Below are 20,592 nucleotides of genomic sequence, written 5' to 3' on the forward strand. Positions count from 1 at the left end.
CGCTCATCGACGGCGAACGGGCAATCAGCGCGTCAGCGCCATGTGGCCGAAGTGGCGAGCCTGACGACGCCAATTGACGATCTTGGGAACATCCGATGCCTCCCACTGAGCGTGGATGTTCCAGTCACCGTCGAGGTCGGCGTACCGGCCTTTCACGGTCATCTGCATCGCGTCGATATAGCTGAGGCCGTTCTGCTGCACGAGACCGAGGACTCGTTCCACGATGCCTTCGCTGCGCAGGCCGGCCAGATTGAGCACGGCGATCTGCGGGTCGAACGGCACGAAGTCTTCGTTCATCCCTGCGTGGCTGGCGAAGACGAAATCGAGGGCGCCCGTGTGATCGTCACCGAACGAGCTCGCGATACGTCGCATCAGTGTGAGACCGCTGGATCGGCTCTTCCTGACGTCATGTTTCGCGGCCAGCAGCGTGTCCTTGAAGTCGACGGTCGAGAGCTCGGTGATGTCTGCAGACACCTCGGCGGTCGCAGGCACGACGATGAGTCGCTCGTGGTCTGCAAAGAGCCTCGGCAGCAACGCAGACAGCACGCCAGGCGCATTCTGTGTCCCATCGAATTCCACAGTCGGGAGGACGTGGATGCTTCCCTGAGCGAGCTTGCCTCGGATCGCGTCGACCTCGGCTGACGTCAACGAGCCGTTCGGCAACCACACTCGGTAGGCAGACCCGGCGTGAGCGTCGATGGATCGGAGCGCCTGCCCGACCAGAGGAGCCTCACCCTTTTCAACGGTCATGACGATATCGGTGGTCTGCGCATCGGGCGCTGGGCGTTCAAATCCGATCAGCGCTGAGGCCACGGCTCGGTTGTCAGCAACGGGCAGTGTTGCCGCAGCCAGGTACTCGTCGGCGAAGGCCATCTCGTCCGCGGTGATCTCGACCCACTTCGCGTAGATCTCGTCTTCGTGCGCACCTGTGGCGATGAGGGGCAGCAGCTCGGAGAGCTTGTCGAGGATTCCATTGCGAATGGCGTCGAACTCGGCCGCGTCGATGCCGATGAGTCCGCCGAACCGCGAATCGGACTTGTTCTTGGGTTCGAAGTCGACGTCGGCACCGACAGACCTGGCCGGCAGATTCGCGTGCAGGCGGGAAGTGAGGACGTGCTTGTACTTATAGGCGTAATCAGCGACCCAATTGCGTGCGAGTTCGAGGTTCTCCGGGAACGACTTGTCACGAATCGCGGTGACGGTCTGCTTCTTCTTCGGCCCCTTGCTGTCCTTCGTCCAGTCGACGCGCAACGTCCCCGAGCGACGATCAGGTGAGGCTGCAGGGAAGAGAGTATCGACTGTCGTCGTCAGGCAGCCAGAGAAGAACGCGGGCACACCGACTGCGCGCAGCACGGCGACGGACTGCCAGTCACGGCAACCGACCGGTCCGTACTTCTTCAGGTAAGCGATGGCATCGGGCGTGAGCATCTCGGGATAGCGCACGAACACAGACAGCAGGATCGGGCGCAGATTCGGGTGGAACGGAATATTGAACGACTTACCAAAGATGTCGTGCATGTACCAGCCGAAGGCGATGTACCAGGTGTCCTCCGGGATGTCCTGGTAGACGTTGCCGTCTCGATAGACCTCGACCAGGTTGAGTTCGCCCTCAGGTCCCGCGTACTTCCGCTCCTCCTTGACCGACTGGCGCAGTTTTGCGAAGAGTTCGGTCAGTCCGGTGTCGCCGGTGAAGCTGAGGTTCTCGTAGCGGAGCAGGTGCCCGATCGATGCGATCGTCTGGATGTAGTCGCCGATGTTGCGCGAGCGGATTCCCGGCTGGTCGTAGCTGAGGACACCGAAGTTGCGTTTGCCGGCAGTCGTCGGAAGCGGGTCGAGGTGCTTTCCTCCCGGGAGCCAGTCGCGCATGCGATTGAGCTCGTAGCGCACGGCCGAATCCGCGTCGTCATCCATCTGGTCGAGGCGCGTTTCGATCAGAGTCCGGACATAGTCGAAAGCGTCGATGCAGAAAGCCGACTCGGCGGTGCGCAGCACGGCCTTCGCATTCCAGCTGTCGATCTCGCCTGTCTCGTGTGCCGAGTCCAGGAGCGGCAGAGCGTCATCTCCGAGGGTGTCGATCGCGGTCGGGTAGTACTCTTCGGCGGCGGAGACGATGATGTCTCGGTCATCGATCTTCTCGAATTGCGCCCACGCCACTTCGGGATCAGATGTCCGCTGGTAGGCCATGCCCAAGAGAACTCTGCCGGCATCCTCGGTGGATGGCTTGTTGCGGAGGTTGAGCCCGATCGACACTACATCGGCCATATGTCCGCCGGCGACGAGCGACCGTCCTGCTTCCACAACCGCGGTTCCGAGCGACGATCCCTGGGTCAGCGCCTCAGACAGAGCGGAGTGCGCCTTGAGACGCGCCAGCTGACGAGCCTTACCGTCGACCTCGCGTGCGGAGGGAGCGACGGTCCACCCGTCGGTGTTCTCTGCTGTCGCACCGAGCAAGCCTGCTGCCAGTTTCCGATAGGCCCGAGCGGTCTCGGTCGCGATCTTCTTGGGCTTGCCGGACGCCTTCCCGGATCCTTTTCCGCCCTCCGTGCGTTCGCGCACGTATCTCGTCCCGGAGGCCCGTTCGACCACAGGCAGAGCTCGACGGGCGATCCCGTGAACAACTGGTTTCACCAGTTCTCTTCCCTTGTTGAGGTATCGGTCTGCGGCATTTCGTCCAGTGGTCACTCGTTTGGTCCTTTGCAGAGGCTTCGGTGGACGGTCGTGGGCTTAGGTGTGTCGTTCGGGATCAATCAGGCACACGATATCGAACTTGACTGTCAGTTCGATGAACCGGTGACCTGGGATCCCTTCGGTTCTCAGTCAAAGGTGTCCAAGCCTGATCGGCTGAGTCTCGAACTGAGCTGCGGCGCGAGAGTCTGCGCATAGGTCGCGGTGATATGGGCGGTATCGAAGTAGGTGATGACTCCGCCGATGACTGGCTCGCAGCGTCCTTCAGGGCAGAACCAGTCCTGGGGGTAGATGACCGACAGCTTCTTCGAATCAATGGTCCTCGCGGAGGCCGCGAGCGGGTCCATCCAATGCCAAGATTCTGGTGTTCCGGAGCACTGCTCGAGGTCGTCTTCATGCTTGGCAACGCAATCCGGAACAGTGATATCCGCTCCGCCCGGGTAAGGGGTGTCTCGAATGACCACAACATCCAAATCAGCATCGACCCAGCGCTGCAGGATCTCACGATGTCCTTCGGGCGCCTGCTTCTCGGTCTCTTCCCAGTCCATACCTTCCAGCGGCGTAGACTGGCGTTCCGAAGTGATGACTGCGTCGAAGCCGCCTTCGGTAGTTCTCTTCGAGACCCAATCGGCGTAGTCCTGACACCCCCTGGTTTCCTCCGGCGTCGAAAGGTCCTGAGGCAGGGTGGAAATGCTGCAGTTCGAGGCGAGGAAAGTGGTGATCGTCAGATCATGCTCATCCGCCAAGCGCTCGAGTGTCGGCAGCCAATGACCGGCGTGCGAATTTCCGACCAGCGCGACATGTTTCGACCCGTCTCCATAGGTGCACTCCGGTTTGCTCGCATATGGTGCACTGGCCCAGCAACCATCGGCATAGGCTTTGGACTTGTCTTTCTTGGCCGCAGCGGGCTCCATCTGCAGTGAGTCCTTGTCTTCGCAGTTGGGGTTGTCCTTGGCACTGGGGAGGAGAATTCCGGCGCCGAGGCAGGACTCGGGATCGTCCAACTGGGCCTGCAATTTGTCTTCGTTCTGCTCGACGATGGTGTTGGCGATGACCATCTGGCTGAGTCCCAGTGCGGCGACGAGCGCCATCGCCAAGGCTGCGAACGTGAAGGTCTTCTTCGAACTGCTGAAGAACGACGACTTGCGGAATCGGTTCTCGACCCAGGTTGTCGAAGCCCAGGCGGCGATGATCGAGACCAAGATGATGGCGATATTGTCCAGGACGCCGAGGCTCTCGGAAATTCCGAACTTGACCGAGGCATAAGGCACGAGGACGATCAGCGGCCAGTGCCAGAGGTAGACGGAGTACGAGATATCGCCGAGGAAACGCACCGGCCGCAATGACAGGAGCGGAAGCACAGATGCCGGGCCCCGAGAGTCGACGAGGATGACAAGTGCTGTCGACACCACGGGCACCAACGCGATGTAGCCGGGGAACGGCTTGTCTGCGCGGATGAGAAAGGTGGCAGCCACAATTCCGGCGAGACCGATCCACCCGAGCACTGAACTGAATGGTATCTTCTCGGGTCGAACATAGAGCACAAAGACGGCGACGAGCCCGCCGGTGGCCAGCTCCCACATCCGGGTCGGAGTGATGAAGTAGGCCATTGCAGGTTCGTTGGCCGTGTACCAGACAGAAAAGACGAACGAGGCTAGGAAGATCCCGAGGACGGTGAATCCGACGAACTTTTTGGACCGGCCGAGCTTCGTCCCCAAGAGGAACGCCAAGCCGATGATCATCGGCCAGAGGAAGTAGAACTGCTCTTCGACCGACAGCGACCAGAAGTGCTGGACCGGTGACGGAGCATTGTCGGCAGCCAGATAGTCGACGCTGGAGATGGCGAAGTCCCAGTTGACGACGTAGAGACCTGCCGAAAGGATCTGCCGACCGGTATCGGCCCAGACCGACTGCGGAGCGACGAGGAAGGTAGCGATGCCGACGAGGAAAAGCACGAGCAGCGATGCCGGCAGCAGTCGCCGGACACGCCGCGCCCAGAACTTTGCCACATCTCCCCAACTTCGTGGAGGGGACTTGATGAGGTGACTGGTGATCAGGAAGCCGGAGATGACGAAGAAGACGTCGACTCCGACGAATCCGCCGACGAAGCGATCGGGCCACAGGTGATAGAGCAGAACGATCCCCACGGCCAGGGCTCGCAGCCCTTGGATATCGGAGCGAAAGCCTGGGGGTTTCGGCACGCTCGAACTCTGTGGGGAGTTTTCAGCGACGGGGGCTGTCGACTGCATCAATCGGCTCCACTCAGTTTCTCAGTCGGTTGGTTCGGACCCGACTGCGGTCCATTTCATTACTCGTTTCTGTTGTACGCGGAAGACAGCATGCTCTCCGGAGACTCCTCCAGTTTGATTGCTGCTGTATCGACGCGCACCGTTCCGCCATAGCGGCGTGAGGTCACACGATCGGCGGCCGCCCGTGCCTGGACATTCGAAGTACGCCTCTTCCTGACAGCTTTTGGCGGTCCTCGTCCTGACCCCACGGGTCGTGACGCCATCCGGCTCGCCATCCTTCCATCCATGCTTTGAGCTGGTGAGGCTTGTTGGCCCATTTGAGGAACTGCATCAATGTCCAGGAGCCCACATAGGCCCAGCTGAAGGGCCATGGCAGATTGCGCCGAGCCAGCCAAACCCGGTTTCTCGCGTTCATGTAGAAGTATTCATCGTGGCGCCTCGGGTCGATCACCGGATGAGCGACGGCGAGGTCACCCATGTACCAGACGATGTAGCCGGCGTCCCAGACCCTCCACGCGAGTTCGATCCCCTCGTGCGCGTACCAGAACGGTGCTGGCCATCCGCCGCACTCATCGAAGGCCCGACGCTGCATGCAGACTGCGCCTTCCCACACCGAGAACACATTCGATGAATGGTCGGCGCTTCCCTTCTTCAGTCTGGGGATCCACCGTTTCGGGGCATCCGGCCCACCGGGTTCCTCAACCCTCGGCTGGATCAGCCCGATTTGCGGTTTCGTGCGCATCAGCTGTGCCATGCGCATCAGCGACGTGTCATCAGGCAGCCATGCGTCGTCGTCGAGGAAGAACAGGAATTCGCCTTCGACGTGGGGAACTCCTGCATTTCGGCCCGCAGGGATTCCGAGGTTCTCCGGCAGTCCCAGCTTCTTGACTTGGTCCGGGATGCCGTCCGGCTCCCAACCGTTGCCCACGCAGACGATGTCGAGGTCGACGCCCTTCTGTGCCAGCAGCGACTCAAATCCACGATTGAGATCATCCAGTCGCTTCCCCTGGCTGAGAACGACAACGCCGAAGGTGTAGCGCCTGTTGTCTTCGAATCGTTGAGAGAGGATCCGCGACGACTTGCTCATGACAGCCTCCTCGATGCCATGATCGACATGAAATGCCCGATCACAGAGAGCAGACACAGCGGAGCCATGATGAGGACGAGCCAACGTTCGCCGAACAAGGGCTCAGCTCCTGCCGAAACCGCTATCACGGTGACAATGCTCGATACCAGCGCCATCAATGACATCTCTACCGAGTGGAAGATGCGGTGGAAAGGCACAAACCGAGCGATTCGTTTGAGAGTGGCCACGACTCCGGGATTGAGCGCTGTGGCTTCCTTCGAATCCGCGAGTTTATCGAGTCCGTTGAACGCACGGGAGACGTGAACCATGTCGTTGAGGGCTTTGTTGAGTAGCACCAATCCTGCAAGGACCGTTCCAGCGAGCAGAAGCGGGTAGGATCCGGCAGGGTCGTCGATGAGGTTGCTCCACTCCCCGACTGCTCGAACTCCGAGCGCGACGGCAACCAGACCTTCGGTCGTATAGTGGCCGACCTTATCGAGAAACACACCTTTGGCGCCGCTGGTGCCGCGCCACCGAGCGACCTCGCCGTCGCAGCAGTCGATGTACATCTGGACTTGCGAGAAGAAGACAGCAAGAATCGCTCCCCAGATTCCCGGAATCAGAAGGCTGAAGGCGATGCACCAACCGGACAAGATCATCAGGCCGGTGACGCCATTTGCGCTGATCCTGGTGCGCACGAGCAGCATCGTGAAATAGATCGAGATATGGCGGAGATAAAGCTGCGCCGACCAGTGCTCCGCGTTCTTGCGACTGCGGACCTCTATCGGCTGTGCTTTCGCCCGAAGCTCCGACAGTGTCGGATGTTTCGCCGAAGACTTTTCGGGCACGTCCGTTCCTCTCAGATCCATGGATGATGTCCAGCAACGATAGCGCGAAGTTCGCGCCGTTGCTGTCAGGACTTGCCCAGCTCGCTCTTGATCCGCGTTGTCGAGATCTCGGGCGTGCGTTCCAGATAGACGACTTCGCACTTGTCTTTGAGGAAGTCGAACTTCCCGGTCCAGTCGTCCCCCATGACGAAGGTGTCAATATGGTACTTATCGATATCGGTCGATTTCTGCTCCCAGTTATCCTCAGGCACAACGAGATCGACGTAGCGGATCGCTTCGAGCATGTGTTTGCGCTCTTCATAGGAGAAGTAAGACTTCTTGCCCTTGCCAGCATTGAATTCGTCACTCGACAGCGCAACTACCAGGTAGTCGCCCTGATCCTTACAACGTTGGAGCAGTCGAATATGCCCGTAATGGAGCAGGTCGAATGTCCCGTAAGTGATGACTCGTTTCATTGCTGAATCCGTCCAGAGGTCGAAGCTCACCTCGTGAGCCGCAGAATAGTTCCGCGTTAGTTTATCATTTTGTTACTTCAGGTTAAGAAAATGTCACACCGCTCACTGAGCGTGCTTCAGACGACGTTCTTCCGAGCGATCTCGGATCACGCGTTCGCTTGATTCGATGAAACGAGCGGTCTGCTCACCGTCTGCTGTGTCGCCCAGATAGAACTGCGCCAATTCTGCAACCGATCCACTGCGCGAGACTGCCTCGTCGATGAGATCGACAACACCCACGCGGCTCTTCGGGTCGACGGTGGGGCAGCGATCCAGGAGTCCACCATCGAGAACTTCTGCCTGGGGATCGTGCGGCTTGACCATGACCAGCGGCTTTCCGGAGGCAAGCCAGTCGAATGCCACCGATGTCATTTCCACGACCGCAAGATCCGCCTCATCCAACTGCCAGGACACGTCAGGCGATTCGTCGAGGAATCCTCGCGGATCGCATCGGACGATTTCGGCCACGTTTTCCACGGCCTTTTCGAACTCGCTGCGCATCACTCCCGTGCGGGGGTGAGGCCGGAAGATCACCCGGTAGCCGGCTTCCAGCAGCGAGGTGACGATGTCTTCGCCGTTGTAGGCGATAGTTCCGTACGCCATCGACGGGGAGTCTCCCTCCCACGTCGGCGCATAGAAGACCACTTTGCCATCTGAGTTCTTGGTCTTGAACTCTTCCCATTCGGACGGGACCGATCGAGGACTGTCCAACTGAGGCCGACCGACATCGAGCATCCGATCGGCGCGCATACCGTAGAGAGTCTGCTCGATCCGCTCTCTCGCGGCTTGGCCGGCGGTGAATATGTAGTCGTATCCCTTGAGCTGATTGGAGATCATCGAGATCTTCTCGCTCTCACCATGGCTCAGATGGACATGGGCAGGTTCCGGATAGCGCAGTGCCTGGAAGTTGCTTGTTCCCTGGTTGACGTAGAACACGGCTCGCAGGCTCGGTGACTGCATGAACTTGTCGAGTCCCTTAGTCAGTCGCGAGAACCGAACCGGAAAATCGGTAACTCCTTTGAGGTGTTTCGCGACCACGGCATTGCGGACGATGATACCGAAGGGCTGCTGGCTGTGTCCCAGTTCCTTGAGACGGGCCTCAAGCTGCTCGAATGGCCACAACCACTGTTCGAGCTGATAGACCGAGCTGAGATCACCGGCGAAATAAGCAGCTACAACGAACTCGTCGTCGTCCTGAGGGTGAAATTCGTCAGGCAGCCGTGATTCGCGAACACGCTCACGGAGTCTCAGCGCAGCGAGTTTCGCCACCGATTGTGCAAAGTTGGCACCACGAACTGCGGTGTGCGGCAGATCTGCCGGTAGGAAGGTCATGAAAACTATTGTGCATGCCTATCTGTGTTCGACCTGAACTTGACCTCCGTTCCAGGTGAGCCTCAGTCCCACTGCAGTCGACTAGCACAAAGGCAATCCGCTAGTTTTGGTTGGGATTCTGCGAAAGGGAGCACATGTCACCTGAAAGTCGCCAGCGGTTCGATCGGCCGTCATTGCGAAAACGAGCGACTCCCGGCTCCAAAGAGTCCGCACCTCGGGCTACGACACTTTTCAGCCGCAAGATCGTCAACAGCGAGCCTCAGGAGCTTCATACCGCGCATACGTTCCACGACGCCCTGACCCCGCGCACTGCCGATAGTCCTGAATCGAACTCGACAGGGTCAACCACTCAAGTAATCATTCCTTGGTCGACTCCCGAACTCCTCGCAGAACTGGCTTCAGCATGGGACCTGCATCCGGTGCTCGTCGACGATCTCTTCCACGCGAACCAGCGGGCCAAAGTCGAGCGCTACGGTGAGGTGCTCTTCGCCGTTCTGAAATCAGCCGTCTACATCGATGCGAAAGAGGAAGTCGAGTTCAACGAGTTCCACCTACTCATGAAGGACGATGTGCTCGTCATCATCTGTCAGGGAGATCGCTTCATCGACGGCACCCCGATTGCGACGGACACAAGTGGAATCCAGGAATACTTCACAAACGAGAAGCGCAGCTGGACGAAAGACCGTGAACTGCTCGCACTCGGTCCAGAGGCACTCATCTACCGTCTGCTCGACACTGCAGTCGACGGGTACTTCCCTGTGCTCGACGGGCTTCAGGACGACAAAGACGGGATCGAGAGACAGGTCTTCAGCGGGGACACTGCCGCTGCCGAGCGCATCTATCTCCTCAGCCAGGAAGTCATCGATGTCTTGCACAACTCCACTCACCTCAATCGGCTGACTCAAGCTCTAGGTAACGGAGCCGCCAAGTACGCAATTCCCGACGACCTACGTGCCTACCTCGATGACGTCTCAGACCACCTCACCAGAGTCCTTGCCGAAGCCGGAGAACTACGCGAATCTCTGTCGCAGATCCTCAATGTCAATTCCACTCTGGTCGCTCAACGTCAGAACGAGGATATGAAGAAGATCTCCGGGTGGGCGGCTATCCTCTTTGCTCCAACTCTGGTCGGCGCGATCTACGGAATGAACTTCGACGATATGCCCGAACTCCATTGGGCCTTCGGCTATCCGATGGCATTGGGGCTCATGCTTGGGCTGGGCGTCGTTCTCTACGTCGTCTTCAGAGTCAAGAAGTGGATGTAGGCGGCGAATCGCTCGCCGACGAAAATGGCCTTCGGAATCTGACTATCCGACCGGCTGTGCCGGCCGGTCGAAGAACAGTCGACGTTCCTTGACGAGGATGATCGCCGAGAGGACGAGCATCAGGCCGGTCTGAATGATCTTCGAGTCAGGATCGGTCATGAAGATCTCCGCGGACATATTCGCAGAGGCGTGGAAGACCACCGGAACCAAGATGCTGCGACCGCACCGAAAGTACAGCCAGTTCATCACGAGGACGAACGCCACCATCGAGACCGGGAAGTTCAGGGTCTGCAGCACTCCTGATTCGACGACCTCGTTCTGGTAGTAGCCGTCGATAAATGACAACGGCACATGCCACAGCGCCCAGATGAGAGTGAAGAGCATCGACGCCGAGAACACCCGCATCTTCCTCACCAAGGTGTCGGTGCCGTAGCTGTGCCAAGCAAGCTCTTCGATGACAGCGGCCCCGATCAGAGTCACCCACACCGGCATCAGCCCCGTTGAGAACGTGAACCCGCCCCGAAGCTTGAACTGGCCGGGGTCGTAGCCGAAGAACAGTGACAGCCCCTGCGCAGCCATGAGAGTGACGGGAACGAGGAACACCGCGGCGACAAAGAACGGCCACCGCGCAGAACTCGGCCACTTCAACCTGTTGACGATGTCGGCTCGCAGCTCCGGGCGGTGCCGGACGAAAGCGACGACCACGGCAAGTGGGGCGAACAGTCCCGCCAATGACAGCACCAAGGTCGCGACGAGCACGGCCTGATTCTGCTCAGGCAGATGACTGAGATAGGCAGCCGCGAACCAGAACACCCATGGCAGCACGGTTGCCCACACATAGAACGGAACCGGGCGATCGTACTTGTGCAGAACCGCTTCGTCCTGGCGGCCCCGTGCGATGTCGGGGTCCATCGGAGCTCGGCCGAGGGCGGGGTCGGTGACCATAGCGCACAGAATAGAGTCCGGTCCGGGCCGAAACCAGGGATGCACGTTCCTCAGCTCAATGCCCGCCAAGCAGGGGTACGGCAGGGGCGGCCGCCTCGGCGCAGGTCGTCATTTCCCACCCATTCGTCCATTCTGCCGGTGACGTTCACGGCGGCTTCGCCACACGATCACCTGCGCTTCGTAGCGTTGCGGACGTGAATACACAGAAAGAGACATCCACACGCACCCGTCCGTTCACGATTCTCGCCACTGCTGTTCTCGCGGCTTCGGCCACCTTCGGTGCCGGTCTCGCGCCCGCGGCCGCCACCGGGCTCGGATCCGCCGGTGAAGCACCGGGACTCGGCTCCCCCAGCGGCTTCACCGCCCCGGACAAGGTCGCCGACATCGAATTCCCGACCACGATCTCCCACCGAGGCGGCGCCGACGTCTATCCGGAAGAATCCATGGAAGGATTCACCGCCTCGGCGAAGGACGGTTTCCTCCCGGAGATGGACATCCAGTTCCTCGAAGACGGCACCCCGGTCCTCATCCACGACGACACCGCCGACCGCACACTCAACGGCGCGACCGGACCCATCCGGGACCTCAGTCGGGAGGAATGGGACGCAGCCACGATCAAGCACCCGGCCGGCGGAGAAGAAGCCGCCACCGTCACCCTCGACGAGCTCCTCGACGAAATGGGCGGTGACGTCGTCCTCGTGCCCGAGATCAAGCCCGGGGCCACCCCCGAGGAGGTCGACCGCGTCCTCGACGAATTCGACGAACGCGGATTGAAGGACTCCCTCGTCGTTCAGTCCTTCGACTTCGAAGCTGCGAAGACGATCGCCGACCGCGGCTACACCTCGCTCTATCTCATGGGGTCGACCATGCCGAAGGAATCACCGGCAGAGATCAAGGACGCCGGCATCGAATGGGTGGGACCGAGCAAGAAGCTGCCGACGAACAAGATGCGGGAACTCGACAAGGCCGGCTTCCACGTCGCCCCGTACACACTGGCGACTGCGAAAGACGGTCACCGCCTGCCCGGGTTCATCGACGGCTATTTCACCGACGACGCCTGGACGAACTGACTCACTCGCGTCGATGAACAGTCAGCGGGGTCCGGGTGATGGTCGGAAAATCGTCGCCACGAGTACCGGCGAGGTTCAGTAGACTGCATGGATGGAGCCACTCGAACGCGGTGCCCCGATCCCGGACCCGCTGACACCCTATCTCGAGGTCGACCGCACCCAGCCGCGGCACGAATGCTGGGTGACCGGTCATATGGTCGCCGGTCTCGACGGAACCGCTGCCATTCACGGACGCGTCGGTGCTCTGTCGACAGAACCCGATCAGGACCTGTTCCGACGGATGCGACAGATCGCCGATGTCGTCATGGTCGGCGCGCAGACAGTGCGCAGCGAAGGCTACGCTCCGATGCGGCTGAGCGAGTCCGCCCGAGCGCAGCGTCGAACACGGGGACAGTCCGAGATGCCACCAGTGGCGGTCGTCAGTCGCAGCCTCGATCTCGACTGGTCGTCACAGGTTTTCACCGCAGCACCCGAGCACGCGCGCACCATCGTCATCACGTGCGCAAAGGCCGATCCGGAGCGGCTGGCGGCCGCCGAACAGGCGGCCACGGTCATCATCGCCGGCGAGGAGCGGGTCGAACCGGCCGCCGCTCTGCAGGCCCTTGCCGGTCTCGGCTACCAGGTCGTCCTGTGCGAAGGCGGACCCCGGTGGCTCGGGGAGCTCGTCGCCGCAGACCGCCTCGACGAGCTGTGCCTGTCGATCTCACCGATGATGGGCGGCGATGCGCTGCCCGTCAGCGTCGCGCCGCCGGGAGCCGGCATCGCGCAGTTCTCGCTGAAGTCAACGATGGTCGCCGATGACACTCTCTTCCTCCGATACGAAGCGAAGCCGGCGGAGGGACGATCATGAGCACCTCCGGGCTCGACGACCTCATGGGTTCGGTCGATTCTCCTCTCATCGTCGTCACCACCTCGGCGGAGGGCGAACGTGCCGGATGCTTAGTCGGATTCCATTCCCAGGCGAGCATCGATCCGGAGCACTACTGCTTCTGGCTGTCGAAGGCCAACCACACCTACCGGGTGGCGCTGCGTTCCGAGCGCTTCGCGGTGCACTTCCTCACGGACGTCGACCGCGAGTCGGCACGGCACTTCGGATCACTTTCAGGAATGGAGACGGACAAGTTCGCCGGTCTTGACTTCACCGTCACCGAGGATGGGGTGCCGCTGCTCGCGGACCTGCCCAACCGTCTCATCGTCGAACGCATCGCGATGCTCGACGACGGGAGCGATCATGTCTGCCTCACTGCACGTGTGCTTGCGACTGAGACGACGGGCGGCTTCGCATCGCTGCGCCCTTCGCAACTGGGAGACCTCACCCCCGGACACAGCGCCGAGGAACGGGCGATCCGCCCGTAAGCCGACCGCGTGCCGATCTGCTGTCAGCGATGGCGGAGCAGATGGTCAGACACACCTCTACTGTTGAGCATAGGACGACAACGGCAGAGCTCATTCGGAGTCGATGGCATGCCCGAAGTGCGTAACCCGCATCGCAATGCCATCGACCGGGTGGTCGTGGCCTTCCTCGTGGCTCTGCTCCTCGGCACGTGCGTGACGAAAGGTCCTTGAGGATCGGAGCAGAATCAGCGTCGACTGGTTCAGACTCGGACGTCCTCTGCGTCGATGTCGGAGCGCAGGCCGCGCCAGACCGGGTGCCGCAGGCGTCCGGCCTCGGTCAGGCCAGAGAACCGGACCTCCCCGACGAGGTCGGGTCGCACCCAGTGGGCATCTCGAGACTCGTCTGCCGGAACGGTGAGCGCCGGCGTCTTCCGCGACCGACGATCGAGGCTGGAGCGCAGCCTCCGCAGGGCCTCCTCGTCGAACCCGGTGCCCACGCGACCGAGGTAGTGGAGCCCTTCGTCGTCATGGGCGGCGACCAATAGCGAGGCGAAGCTGGATGAGCGTTCTCCTTCTCCGGTCCGCCAGCCGACGACAATGACATCGCGGGTCGAGGCGTGCTTGAGCTTGGTCCAGGTGCGGGTGCGCTTTCCGGGCAGATAGACGCTGTCGGTCCGCTTCGCCAGCACTCCTTCGAGTCGAAGCTTCCGGCTGGACTCGAAGGCGGCGTCGACGCTTCCTTCGAAGGCCTCGGGCACATGGATGTGCTCGCTCTCGGTCACAAGTTCGAACAGACGTTCGCGCCGCTCCGTATAGGGGGTGCGCAGCAACGACGATCCGTCCGCGTGGAGGACATCGAAGAGCATGAGGTAGACAGGGGTGCGTCGCTGTTCCCGTTCGATATCGCTGTCCCGGCTCAGCCCCATTCTGCGCTGGAGGCGTCCGAAGTCCGGTCGGCTGCCCTGCCCGAGGGCGACGATTTCACCGTCGAGGATGCAGTCGACATCGATACACTCGACCAGTTCGTGAAGCTCCGGGTACGTGTTCGTCATGTCATGGCCGTTGCGACTGGTCAGCTCGATGCTGCCGGTGCGCTCCCCTTCACCGGGCGCCACCCTCGCCAGCGCACGGATGCCGTCCCATTTCATCTCGAAGGCCCAGTCCTCGGCCTCCCGCCGGAGGGAGTCGATGTCCCCGATGCTCGCGAGCATCGGGGACAGATCCGCCGGCAGAGCCTCTTTCTTCGCAGCTCGCTTCTTGGAGGTACGCCCGGTCGGCGTGCCTTTCTTCGATGAGTCGTCCGCTGCCGCCGTCTGCTTCTTCGGCTCGTCCTCCATGAGGTGGATCATCCAGTTCTTCTCGGACTCCCTGTTCGGTCCGTGGTCACCGGTGTTGAACAGGGCGAACCGCCGCACTCCCCCGAGACCGCCATCCTCGCGCCCGTGGAGGACCGCGATGATCTCCTTGCCTTCTTGCCACTTCTCGACCTCGATGGTGCCTGCGTCCCAGATCTCGACGTCGCCGGCCCCGTACTCCCCTTTCGGGATCGTGCCTTCGAAGCTGCCGTATTCGAGGGGATGGTCCTCGGTCTGTACCGCCAGGTGGTTCTTCCCGGGGTCGGTCGGCGGTCCCTTCGGCAGGGCCCAGGACACCAATACCCCATCGTGTTCGAGTCGGAAGTCCCAGTGGAGGCTCCTCGCATGGTGTTCCTGGATGACGAAGGTCAGCTCATCCCCGCTCGTTCCCTGTTTCGCTGGCACGGGTTCGCTCGTGCGCTTCGGATCCCGTTTGGACCGGTAGACCTCAAGTCGATCGCGCTCGGCTTTCGCGGCATCGTCCGACTTCGGGTCGGTTTGGGACTCCGAATCGGCCCCGGACTCCGGGGCCGAAGCGGTTCCTCCGGCCGCCTCGGCGAGGGGCTCGAGGAGGTCCCCGACCTCATCGACCCGGTCGAGAACCTCCTCGAAGCGCACCTGCTCGACGGCGGCCGGGTCGTCGAATTCGTCCCACCTGCGCGGTGCGGCAACCAAGGGGGTGAAGCGTCCGCGCAGAGAATACGGAGCCACCGTGGTCTTCGACGCCGAGTTCTGCGACCAGTCGATGAGGACCTTGTTCTCCCGCAGCGTCTTCTTCATCGCAGAGACGATGAGCTTTTTGTGGTCGGCCTCCAGGCTGCGGGCGAGCTCATGGGCGACATCGGAGACCTGCTGCGAGCTCACCGACCCGTCCAGCGATGCATAGAGGTGGACGCCTCTCGATCCGCTGGTCACCGGGTAGACCTCCAGGTCCATGCCCTCGAGCAGTTCGCGCACGAGCTGGGCCACCTCGATGCAGTCGGCGAGGCCGCGTCCGGGGCCCGGGTCCAGGTCGAAGACCATGCGGTCGGGGCAGCGGGTATCCGCATCGATCGTGCCGGGATCCTTCGCTCCGGCGCTCACCCTCCACTGGGGCACATGGATCTCGAGCGCGGCCATCTGCGTGAGATAGGTCAGGGTCGCGAGATCGTCGACCAGGGGATAGCGTTTGCTGCCTGTGGAGTGCCGGATCGCCCGTGTTCGGATCCACGACGGTGCGGATTCCGGGAGGTTCTTCTCGAAGAACACGTCCCCGGGGTCATCGGCAGTGCCGACGCCGTCGACCCAGCGTTTGCGGGTGGCGATCCGGTCCCGGGCATGGCGGATGAGGTGCGGGGCGATCCTGGCGCAGTAGTCGAGGATCTCCCCCTTCGTCGTGCCGGTCTCCGGGTAGAGGACCTTGTCCAGATTGCTCAATGTCAGTCGATGACCCTCCACCGTGACCTTCTGCTCGTGACCTGCCACTGAGCACCTCCTCGCGTGCACCGTTCGTGCTGGATAGTCCTTTCACCGTACTTCGCGCCGATCATGTGCAACAGGGGGTGCGGGGCGGCCCGAACACCCTCGGCTCCGGTGACCCCTCTTGTCGGGGTGTCCGAACGGGGTTAGGTTTGACGGACGTCGACAACGCTGTCTGGAGGGCCCTCATGGGACACTCGCTGCACCTCACCGTCGACGGCCAGGAGCACACCCTGGTCGTGGATTCCCGAACCTCCCTTCTCGATGCCCTGCGGGACCGGCTGGGGGTGATGTCCACGAAGAAGGGCTGCGACCACGGCCAATGCGGGGCCTGCACCGTCCTCGTCGACGGTCGGCGGCTCAACTCCTGCCTGGCGCTCGCGCTCACCCACGACGGTGCCGAGGTCATGACCGCCGACGGTCTGGCCCCCGAGGGTGAACTCTCTACCCTGCATCGGGCATTTCTCGCCCACGAAGCGTTCCAGTGCGGGTACTGCACACCGGGCCAAGTCTGTTCGGCCGCAGGCATGCTGGCCGAAGCCGCCGACAACGCACCGAGCGTGGTCACCGAAGACCTCGAGGGACCGGTGGAGCTGTCCGAGGAGGAGATCCGCGAGCGAATGAGCGGCAACCTCTGCCGCTGCGGAGCCTATGTCAACATCGTCGCGGCCGTGCGCCGAGCCGCAGAGGAGTCACGATGAATCCCTTCGACTACGAACGCGCCGCCGATGCCGCCGGAGCCGTCACGACTGTCACCGATCGTCCCGATGCGGTGTTCCTGGCCGGAGGTACGAACCTCGTCGATCATCTCAAACTGGGCGTCGCAGAACCAGGTCTCGTCGTCGACATCAATCGTCTCGAGCTCACGGAGGTCGAGGCACTCGACGACGGGGGCCTGCGGATCGGTGCGATGGTGCGCAACAGCGACGCCGCCGCCGACCCGCGCATCCGACGCGACTACCCGATGCTCGCACGTGCCCTGCTCTCCGGTGCCTCCGGTCAGCTGCGCAACGCGGCCACGATGGGCGGGAATCTGCTGCAGCGCACCCGATGCGTGTACTTCCAGGACACCTCGACCCCCTGCAACAAACGCGAGCCCGGTGCCGGCTGCTCGGCCATCGGCGGCTACACCCGCTACCACGCGATCCTCGGTGCCTCGGCGGACTGCGTGGCCACGCATCCCTCCGATATGGCCGTCGCTCTGGCCGCACTCGATGCCACAGTCGTCGTCCTCGGTGCGACCGGTGAGCGCCGGATCCCGGTCACCGAGCTTCACCGGCTGCCCGGGGATCGCCCTGAGCAGGACACGGTCCTCGAACACGGGGAGCTCATCACGGCGCTCGAGCTCCCTCCCCCACGGCCCGGCGCCGCGACGTATCGGAAGATCCGCGATCGCGCTTCCTACGCTTTCGCTCTCGTCTCCGTCGCGGCCCGGGTCGACGTCGACGCCTCGGGACCGGCACCGATCATCCGTGAGGCCTCGATCGCCCTCGGCGGAGTCGCACACAAACCCTGGCGTGCACGCGCCGCCGAGGCAGTGCTGCGTGGCGCGGAACCGACCGCCGAGACGTTCCTGGCAGCTGCCGACGCCGAGCTCGAGACCGCCGAACCCCTCGAGGGCAACAGCTTCAAGGTTCCGATGACCCGCGGAGCGATCACCACCGTGCTCGCCGAGCTCGCCGGAGCGTCGGAAGCCCTGCCGGAGACGACCACGGAGGCCACTCATGAGTGACCTGCTCACGACCACGTCCGTCGGCACGCACCAGGTGCGCCTCGACGGACCCGACAAGGTGCGTGGACGCGCCCCCTACGCCTACGAACACCCCCTGACCGATCCTCTCTACCTCTACCCCCTGCAGGCGGGGATCGCCCGCGGACGCACAGCGCACATCGATGTCTCCGCGGCGGAAGCAGCCGAGGGGGTGGTGTACGTGCTCACCGCCGACAACGCACCCGAGTTGGCGAGCACCGATGACGGCGAACTCGCGATCCTGCGCTCTGCCGAGATCGGATTCCGCGGCCAGTACCTCGGCGCTGTCATCGCGACCACCCCCGAGCGGGCCCGCCACGCGGCAGGCCTCGTCGAGATCACCTATGTGCAGGACGATCACGACGTCGAGCTGCGCGAGGATCACCCTGCTTCCCGGGAACCGGAGTCGGGCAGCGGGGATGTGCGCACAGGCGATGTCGACACAGCCCTCGCTGAGGCGGCCGTATCCATCGATGAGCGCTACAGCACCCCCATGGAGCACAACAATCCCATGGAACCGCATACTACCGTCGCCCTCTGGGACGGAGACGAACTGACCCTGTGGACCTCGACACAGGGTGTGCACCCCGCACGCGCGACATTGGCGCCGATCCTCGGGGTGGAGCAGGAGAAGATCCGCATCATCTCCCCGCACGTCGGCGGCGGCTTCGGCTCCAAGGGCCTCCCCCACGCGGATATGATGCTCACTGCCCTCGCGGCACAGGCGGTGCCGGGTCGACCCGTGAAATATGCCGTGACCCGGCAGCAGATGTTCTCGATCACCGGCTATCGAGCTCCGACCCTGCAGCACATCCGTCTGGGCGCGAGAGCCGACGGCACGCTCACGGCCTTCGCTTATGATGCGATCTCAATGTCCTCGCAGACCAAGGAGTTCCCCGAGGAGTCGACGAAGCCGGGCCGCATGATGTACGCAGGCGACAACCGCCGCCTCACCCAGCGAGTGGTTCCGCTCGACGTGCCGGTGCCCTCCTGGATGCGTGCTCCCGGCGAGGCTCCAGGCATGGTCGGACTCGAAATCGCCATGGACGAACTCGCAGTGGCCGCCGGCCTCGACCCCATCGAGCTGCGGGTGCGCAATGACCCGACCACCGACCCGGACACCGGGCTGCCATTCAACCAGCGCCGCCTCGTCGATTGTCTGCGAGAAGGAGCAGACCGTTTCGGTTGGGAGAAGCGGAATCCGCAGCCGCGCACCCGTCAGGAGAACGGCTGGTTCATCGGCATGGGCGTGGCCTCTGCGACCTACCCGGCCGGTCGGCAGCCGGGCTCCGTCGCGCGGATCCGCCGCACTCCCGAAGGCTTCGAGGTCTCGATCGGTGCCGCCGATCTGGGCACCGGGACGTGGACCGTCCTGTCTCAGACTGCCGCGGACGCTCTCGGAGTTCCCATCGGGCAAGTAGATCTGCGAATCGGCGACACCGCGCTGCCGAACGCGACCGTGGCCGGCGGATCCACGGGTTTGGCGAGTTGGAGCACGGCGATCGTCTCCGCAGCCCAGGAGCTCCGTTCCGAGCACGGAGCCGATCCTGCCATCGGCGCCGAGGCCCAGGGTGAGGCCGAGGCCAATCCCGCGGCGGAGAAGTTCGCCCTGCACTCTTTCGGCGCCCATTTCGCCGAGGTCCGCATCCAGCCGACCACCGGTGAGATCCGACTCGACCGCATGTTCGGCATGTTCTCCGCCGGTCAGATCGTCAACCCGAGCACCGCACGCTCACAGCTCATCGGCGGCATGACCATGGGCGTCGGGATGGCTCTGCATGAGAAGGGCGAGCTCGACCCGCGCTTCGGTCACGTAGTCAACCACGACCTCGCGGAGTATCACGTTCCCGTCAACGCAGACATCACCGACATCGAGGCAGATTGGCTCGACGAGAAGGACCCGCACGCCGGTCCCCTCGGCGCGCGCGGCGTCGGTGAGATCGGCATCGTCGGTGCCGCAGCCGCGATCGCGAACGCCGCCTTCAACGCCACCGGAGTCCGAGTCCGCGATCTGCCGATCTTCGGCGACGCGTTCCTGCCGACGTGAGCGGCGAGACCGGGTCGACTCCTCCCAAACGACCCGTCCCCGGTCCCCCGAGAGGACTCATCCTCGCCGCCGGAGCCGGACGACGCCTCGGCCGAGGGCCGAAGGCACTGCTGACGCGGGAGGACGGGCTCACCCTGGTGGAGTCGATGGTCCTCGCCCTGCTCGACGGTGGCTGCCGGGACGTCACAGTCGTCACCGGAGCCTGCAGCGAGCAGGTCGCGAGCCTGCTGGGCGGGTGTGACCGCGTGTCCGTCGCGTTCAACCCTGACTGGTCTTCGGGTATGGGTTCCTCTCTGCGCCGCGGCCTGCAGGCGATCGGCCCCGGACCCGACGTTATGGTCACACCTGTGGACCGTCCCGGAATCTGTGCGGCGGAAGTCGCTCGTCTCATCGCCGCCCATCGTCCCCGTGCCATCACCGCTGCGGGCCACTGTGATGCGAATGGGTCGCTGCACCGCGGTCACCCTGTGCTCTTCGACGAGAGCTGGACGAGCCAGGCGGCTGCCGCCGCGCACAGCGACGTCGGTGCCCGCGACCTGCTCGCGACGCACAGATCTGTCGTCGACCTCGTCGACTGCTCCGACCTCGACGACGGGGCCGATGTCGATGTGCCCAAGGACCTGCACAGGCTGACAGTCGTCAGGTTTCGCGATTAGCTCTGGGTTGTCGGGAGCAACTCGGCCGGAGGCGCCC

16 protein-coding genes are annotated in these 20,592 nt (G+C 62.8%); 8 read left to right on the plus strand and 8 right to left on the minus strand.

Annotated features, from left to right (window positions below; translation table 11 throughout):
* Positions 1-24 precede the first annotated feature (24 nt).
* The 6 genes from SB749_RS00945 to SB749_RS00970 form a co-directional block, all read right to left on the minus strand.
* Positions 25-2,628 carry a hypothetical protein gene (locus SB749_RS00945; protein WP_410708574.1) on the minus strand — a complete coding sequence of 868 codons (2,604 nt, stop codon included), beginning with the start codon at positions 2,626-2,628 and terminating at the stop codon, positions 25-27.
* 185 nt (positions 2,629-2,813) lie between these two features.
* Positions 2,814-4,886: an acyltransferase family protein gene (locus SB749_RS00950; RefSeq protein WP_410708575.1), complete on the minus strand. Its 2,073-nt coding sequence runs from the start codon at positions 4,884-4,886 to the stop codon at positions 2,814-2,816.
* Positions 4,887-5,097: 211 nt separating this feature from the next.
* On the minus strand, positions 5,098-6,021 hold the full coding sequence (locus tag SB749_RS00955) for a glycosyltransferase family 2 protein (protein ID WP_410708576.1): 924 nt from the start codon (positions 6,019-6,021) through the stop codon (positions 5,098-5,100).
* Positions 6,018-6,848 carry a CDP-alcohol phosphatidyltransferase family protein gene (locus SB749_RS00960; RefSeq protein WP_410708577.1) on the minus strand — a complete coding sequence of 277 codons (831 nt, stop codon included), beginning with the start codon at positions 6,846-6,848 and terminating at the stop codon, positions 6,018-6,020. Before SB749_RS00960 ends, SB749_RS00955 begins: the two co-directional genes overlap by 4 nt.
* 65 nt (positions 6,849-6,913) lie before the next feature.
* On the minus strand, positions 6,914-7,303 hold the full coding sequence (tagD, locus tag SB749_RS00965; RefSeq protein WP_172170610.1) for a glycerol-3-phosphate cytidylyltransferase: 390 nt from the start codon (positions 7,301-7,303) through the stop codon (positions 6,914-6,916).
* A 102-nt stretch (positions 7,304-7,405) separates the two neighbouring features.
* Positions 7,406-8,674: a CDP-glycerol glycerophosphotransferase family protein gene (locus SB749_RS00970; protein WP_410708578.1), complete on the minus strand. Its 1,269-nt coding sequence runs from the start codon at positions 8,672-8,674 to the stop codon at positions 7,406-7,408.
* A 134-nt stretch (positions 8,675-8,808) separates the two neighbouring features.
* Between SB749_RS00970 and SB749_RS00975 the strand changes: the two genes are divergently transcribed.
* On the plus strand, positions 8,809-9,939 hold the full coding sequence (locus tag SB749_RS00975; protein WP_410708579.1) for a magnesium and cobalt transport protein CorA: 1,131 nt from the start codon (positions 8,809-8,811) through the stop codon (positions 9,937-9,939).
* Between the two features lie 42 nt (positions 9,940-9,981).
* Here the strand turns inward: SB749_RS00975 and SB749_RS00980 are convergent, their stop codons facing one another.
* Positions 9,982-10,884, minus strand: a complete 903-nt coding sequence (locus tag SB749_RS00980; RefSeq protein ID WP_410708580.1) for a CPBP family intramembrane glutamic endopeptidase — start codon at positions 10,882-10,884, stop codon at positions 9,982-9,984.
* Between the two features lie 194 nt (positions 10,885-11,078).
* Between SB749_RS00980 and SB749_RS00985 the strand changes: the two genes are divergently transcribed.
* The 3 genes from SB749_RS00985 to SB749_RS00995 all read left to right on the plus strand — a co-directional run bounded on the left by SB749_RS00985 (position 11,079) and on the right by SB749_RS00995 (position 13,310).
* Positions 11,079-11,954, plus strand: coding sequence for a glycerophosphodiester phosphodiesterase (locus SB749_RS00985; RefSeq protein WP_410708581.1), 876 nt, complete (start codon positions 11,079-11,081; stop codon positions 11,952-11,954).
* 91 nt (positions 11,955-12,045) lie between these two features.
* On the plus strand, positions 12,046-12,804 hold the full coding sequence (locus SB749_RS00990; RefSeq protein ID WP_410708582.1) for a pyrimidine reductase family protein: 759 nt from the start codon (positions 12,046-12,048) through the stop codon (positions 12,802-12,804).
* Positions 12,801-13,310 carry a flavin reductase family protein gene (locus tag SB749_RS00995; RefSeq protein ID WP_039206929.1) on the plus strand — a complete coding sequence of 170 codons (510 nt, stop codon included), beginning with the start codon at positions 12,801-12,803 and terminating at the stop codon, positions 13,308-13,310. Before SB749_RS00990 ends, SB749_RS00995 begins: the two co-directional genes overlap by 4 nt.
* A 239-nt stretch (positions 13,311-13,549) precedes the next feature.
* Here SB749_RS00995 and SB749_RS01000 read toward each other — a convergent pair whose 3' ends face one another.
* On the minus strand, positions 13,550-16,108 hold the full coding sequence (locus tag SB749_RS01000) for an ATP-dependent DNA ligase (protein WP_410708583.1): 2,559 nt from the start codon (positions 16,106-16,108) through the stop codon (positions 13,550-13,552).
* Positions 16,109-16,290: 182 nt separating this feature from the next.
* Between SB749_RS01000 and SB749_RS01005 the strand changes: the two genes are divergently transcribed.
* From SB749_RS01005 to SB749_RS01020, 4 genes are read left to right on the plus strand one after another with little or no spacing between them, the layout of a single operon-like run.
* Entirely contained in the window at positions 16,291-16,803 is a 513-nt protein-coding gene (locus SB749_RS01005) for a (2Fe-2S)-binding protein (protein ID WP_410708584.1), read from the plus strand.
* The gene (locus SB749_RS01010; protein ID WP_410708585.1) at positions 16,800-17,834 is read left to right on the plus strand and encodes an FAD binding domain-containing protein; all 1,035 of its coding nucleotides are present in this window, start codon (positions 16,800-16,802) and stop codon (positions 17,832-17,834) included. The genes SB749_RS01005 and SB749_RS01010 overlap by 4 nt, the downstream gene beginning before the upstream one ends.
* A complete protein-coding gene (locus SB749_RS01015; RefSeq protein ID WP_410708586.1) occupies positions 17,827-19,899 on the plus strand; it encodes a molybdopterin cofactor-binding domain-containing protein in 2,073 nt (690 codons plus the stop codon). The genes SB749_RS01010 and SB749_RS01015 overlap by 8 nt, the downstream gene beginning before the upstream one ends.
* Positions 19,896-20,555, plus strand: a complete 660-nt coding sequence (locus SB749_RS01020; protein ID WP_410708587.1) for an NTP transferase domain-containing protein — start codon at positions 19,896-19,898, stop codon at positions 20,553-20,555. Before SB749_RS01015 ends, SB749_RS01020 begins: the two co-directional genes overlap by 4 nt.
* The last annotated feature ends 37 nt before the right edge of the window (positions 20,556-20,592 follow it).

Origin of the sequence: Brevibacterium sp. SIMBA_078 (assembly GCF_046534565.1) — a bacterium.
Taxonomy (GTDB): Bacteria; Actinomycetota; Actinomycetes; order Actinomycetales; family Brevibacteriaceae; genus Brevibacterium.

What these genes read in the sequence shown, in the direction of transcription:
- SB749_RS01015 (WP_410708586.1), top strand. Translation starts at nt 17,827, where the DNA reads ATGAGTGACCTGCTCACGACCACGTCCGTCGGCACGCACCAGGTGCGC.
- tagD (WP_172170610.1), bottom strand. Translation starts at nt 7,303, where the DNA reads ATGAAACGAGTCATCACTTACGGGACATTCGACCTGCTCCATTACGGG.
- SB749_RS00970 (WP_410708578.1), bottom strand. Translation starts at nt 8,674, where the DNA reads ATGACCTTCCTACCGGCAGATCTGCCGCACACCGCAGTTCGTGGTGCC.
- SB749_RS00980 (WP_410708580.1), bottom strand. Translation starts at nt 10,884, where the DNA reads ATGGTCACCGACCCCGCCCTCGGCCGAGCTCCGATGGACCCCGACATC.
- SB749_RS00955 (WP_410708576.1), bottom strand. Translation starts at nt 6,021, where the DNA reads ATGAGCAAGTCGTCGCGGATCCTCTCTCAACGATTCGAAGACAACAGG.
- SB749_RS00975 (WP_410708579.1), top strand. Translation starts at nt 8,809, where the DNA reads ATGTCACCTGAAAGTCGCCAGCGGTTCGATCGGCCGTCATTGCGAAAA.
- SB749_RS01010 (WP_410708585.1), top strand. Translation starts at nt 16,800, where the DNA reads ATGAATCCCTTCGACTACGAACGCGCCGCCGATGCCGCCGGAGCCGTC.
- SB749_RS01005 (WP_410708584.1), top strand. Translation starts at nt 16,291, where the DNA reads ATGGGACACTCGCTGCACCTCACCGTCGACGGCCAGGAGCACACCCTG.
- SB749_RS00990 (WP_410708582.1), top strand. Translation starts at nt 12,046, where the DNA reads ATGGAGCCACTCGAACGCGGTGCCCCGATCCCGGACCCGCTGACACCC.
- SB749_RS00995 (WP_039206929.1), top strand. Translation starts at nt 12,801, where the DNA reads ATGAGCACCTCCGGGCTCGACGACCTCATGGGTTCGGTCGATTCTCCT.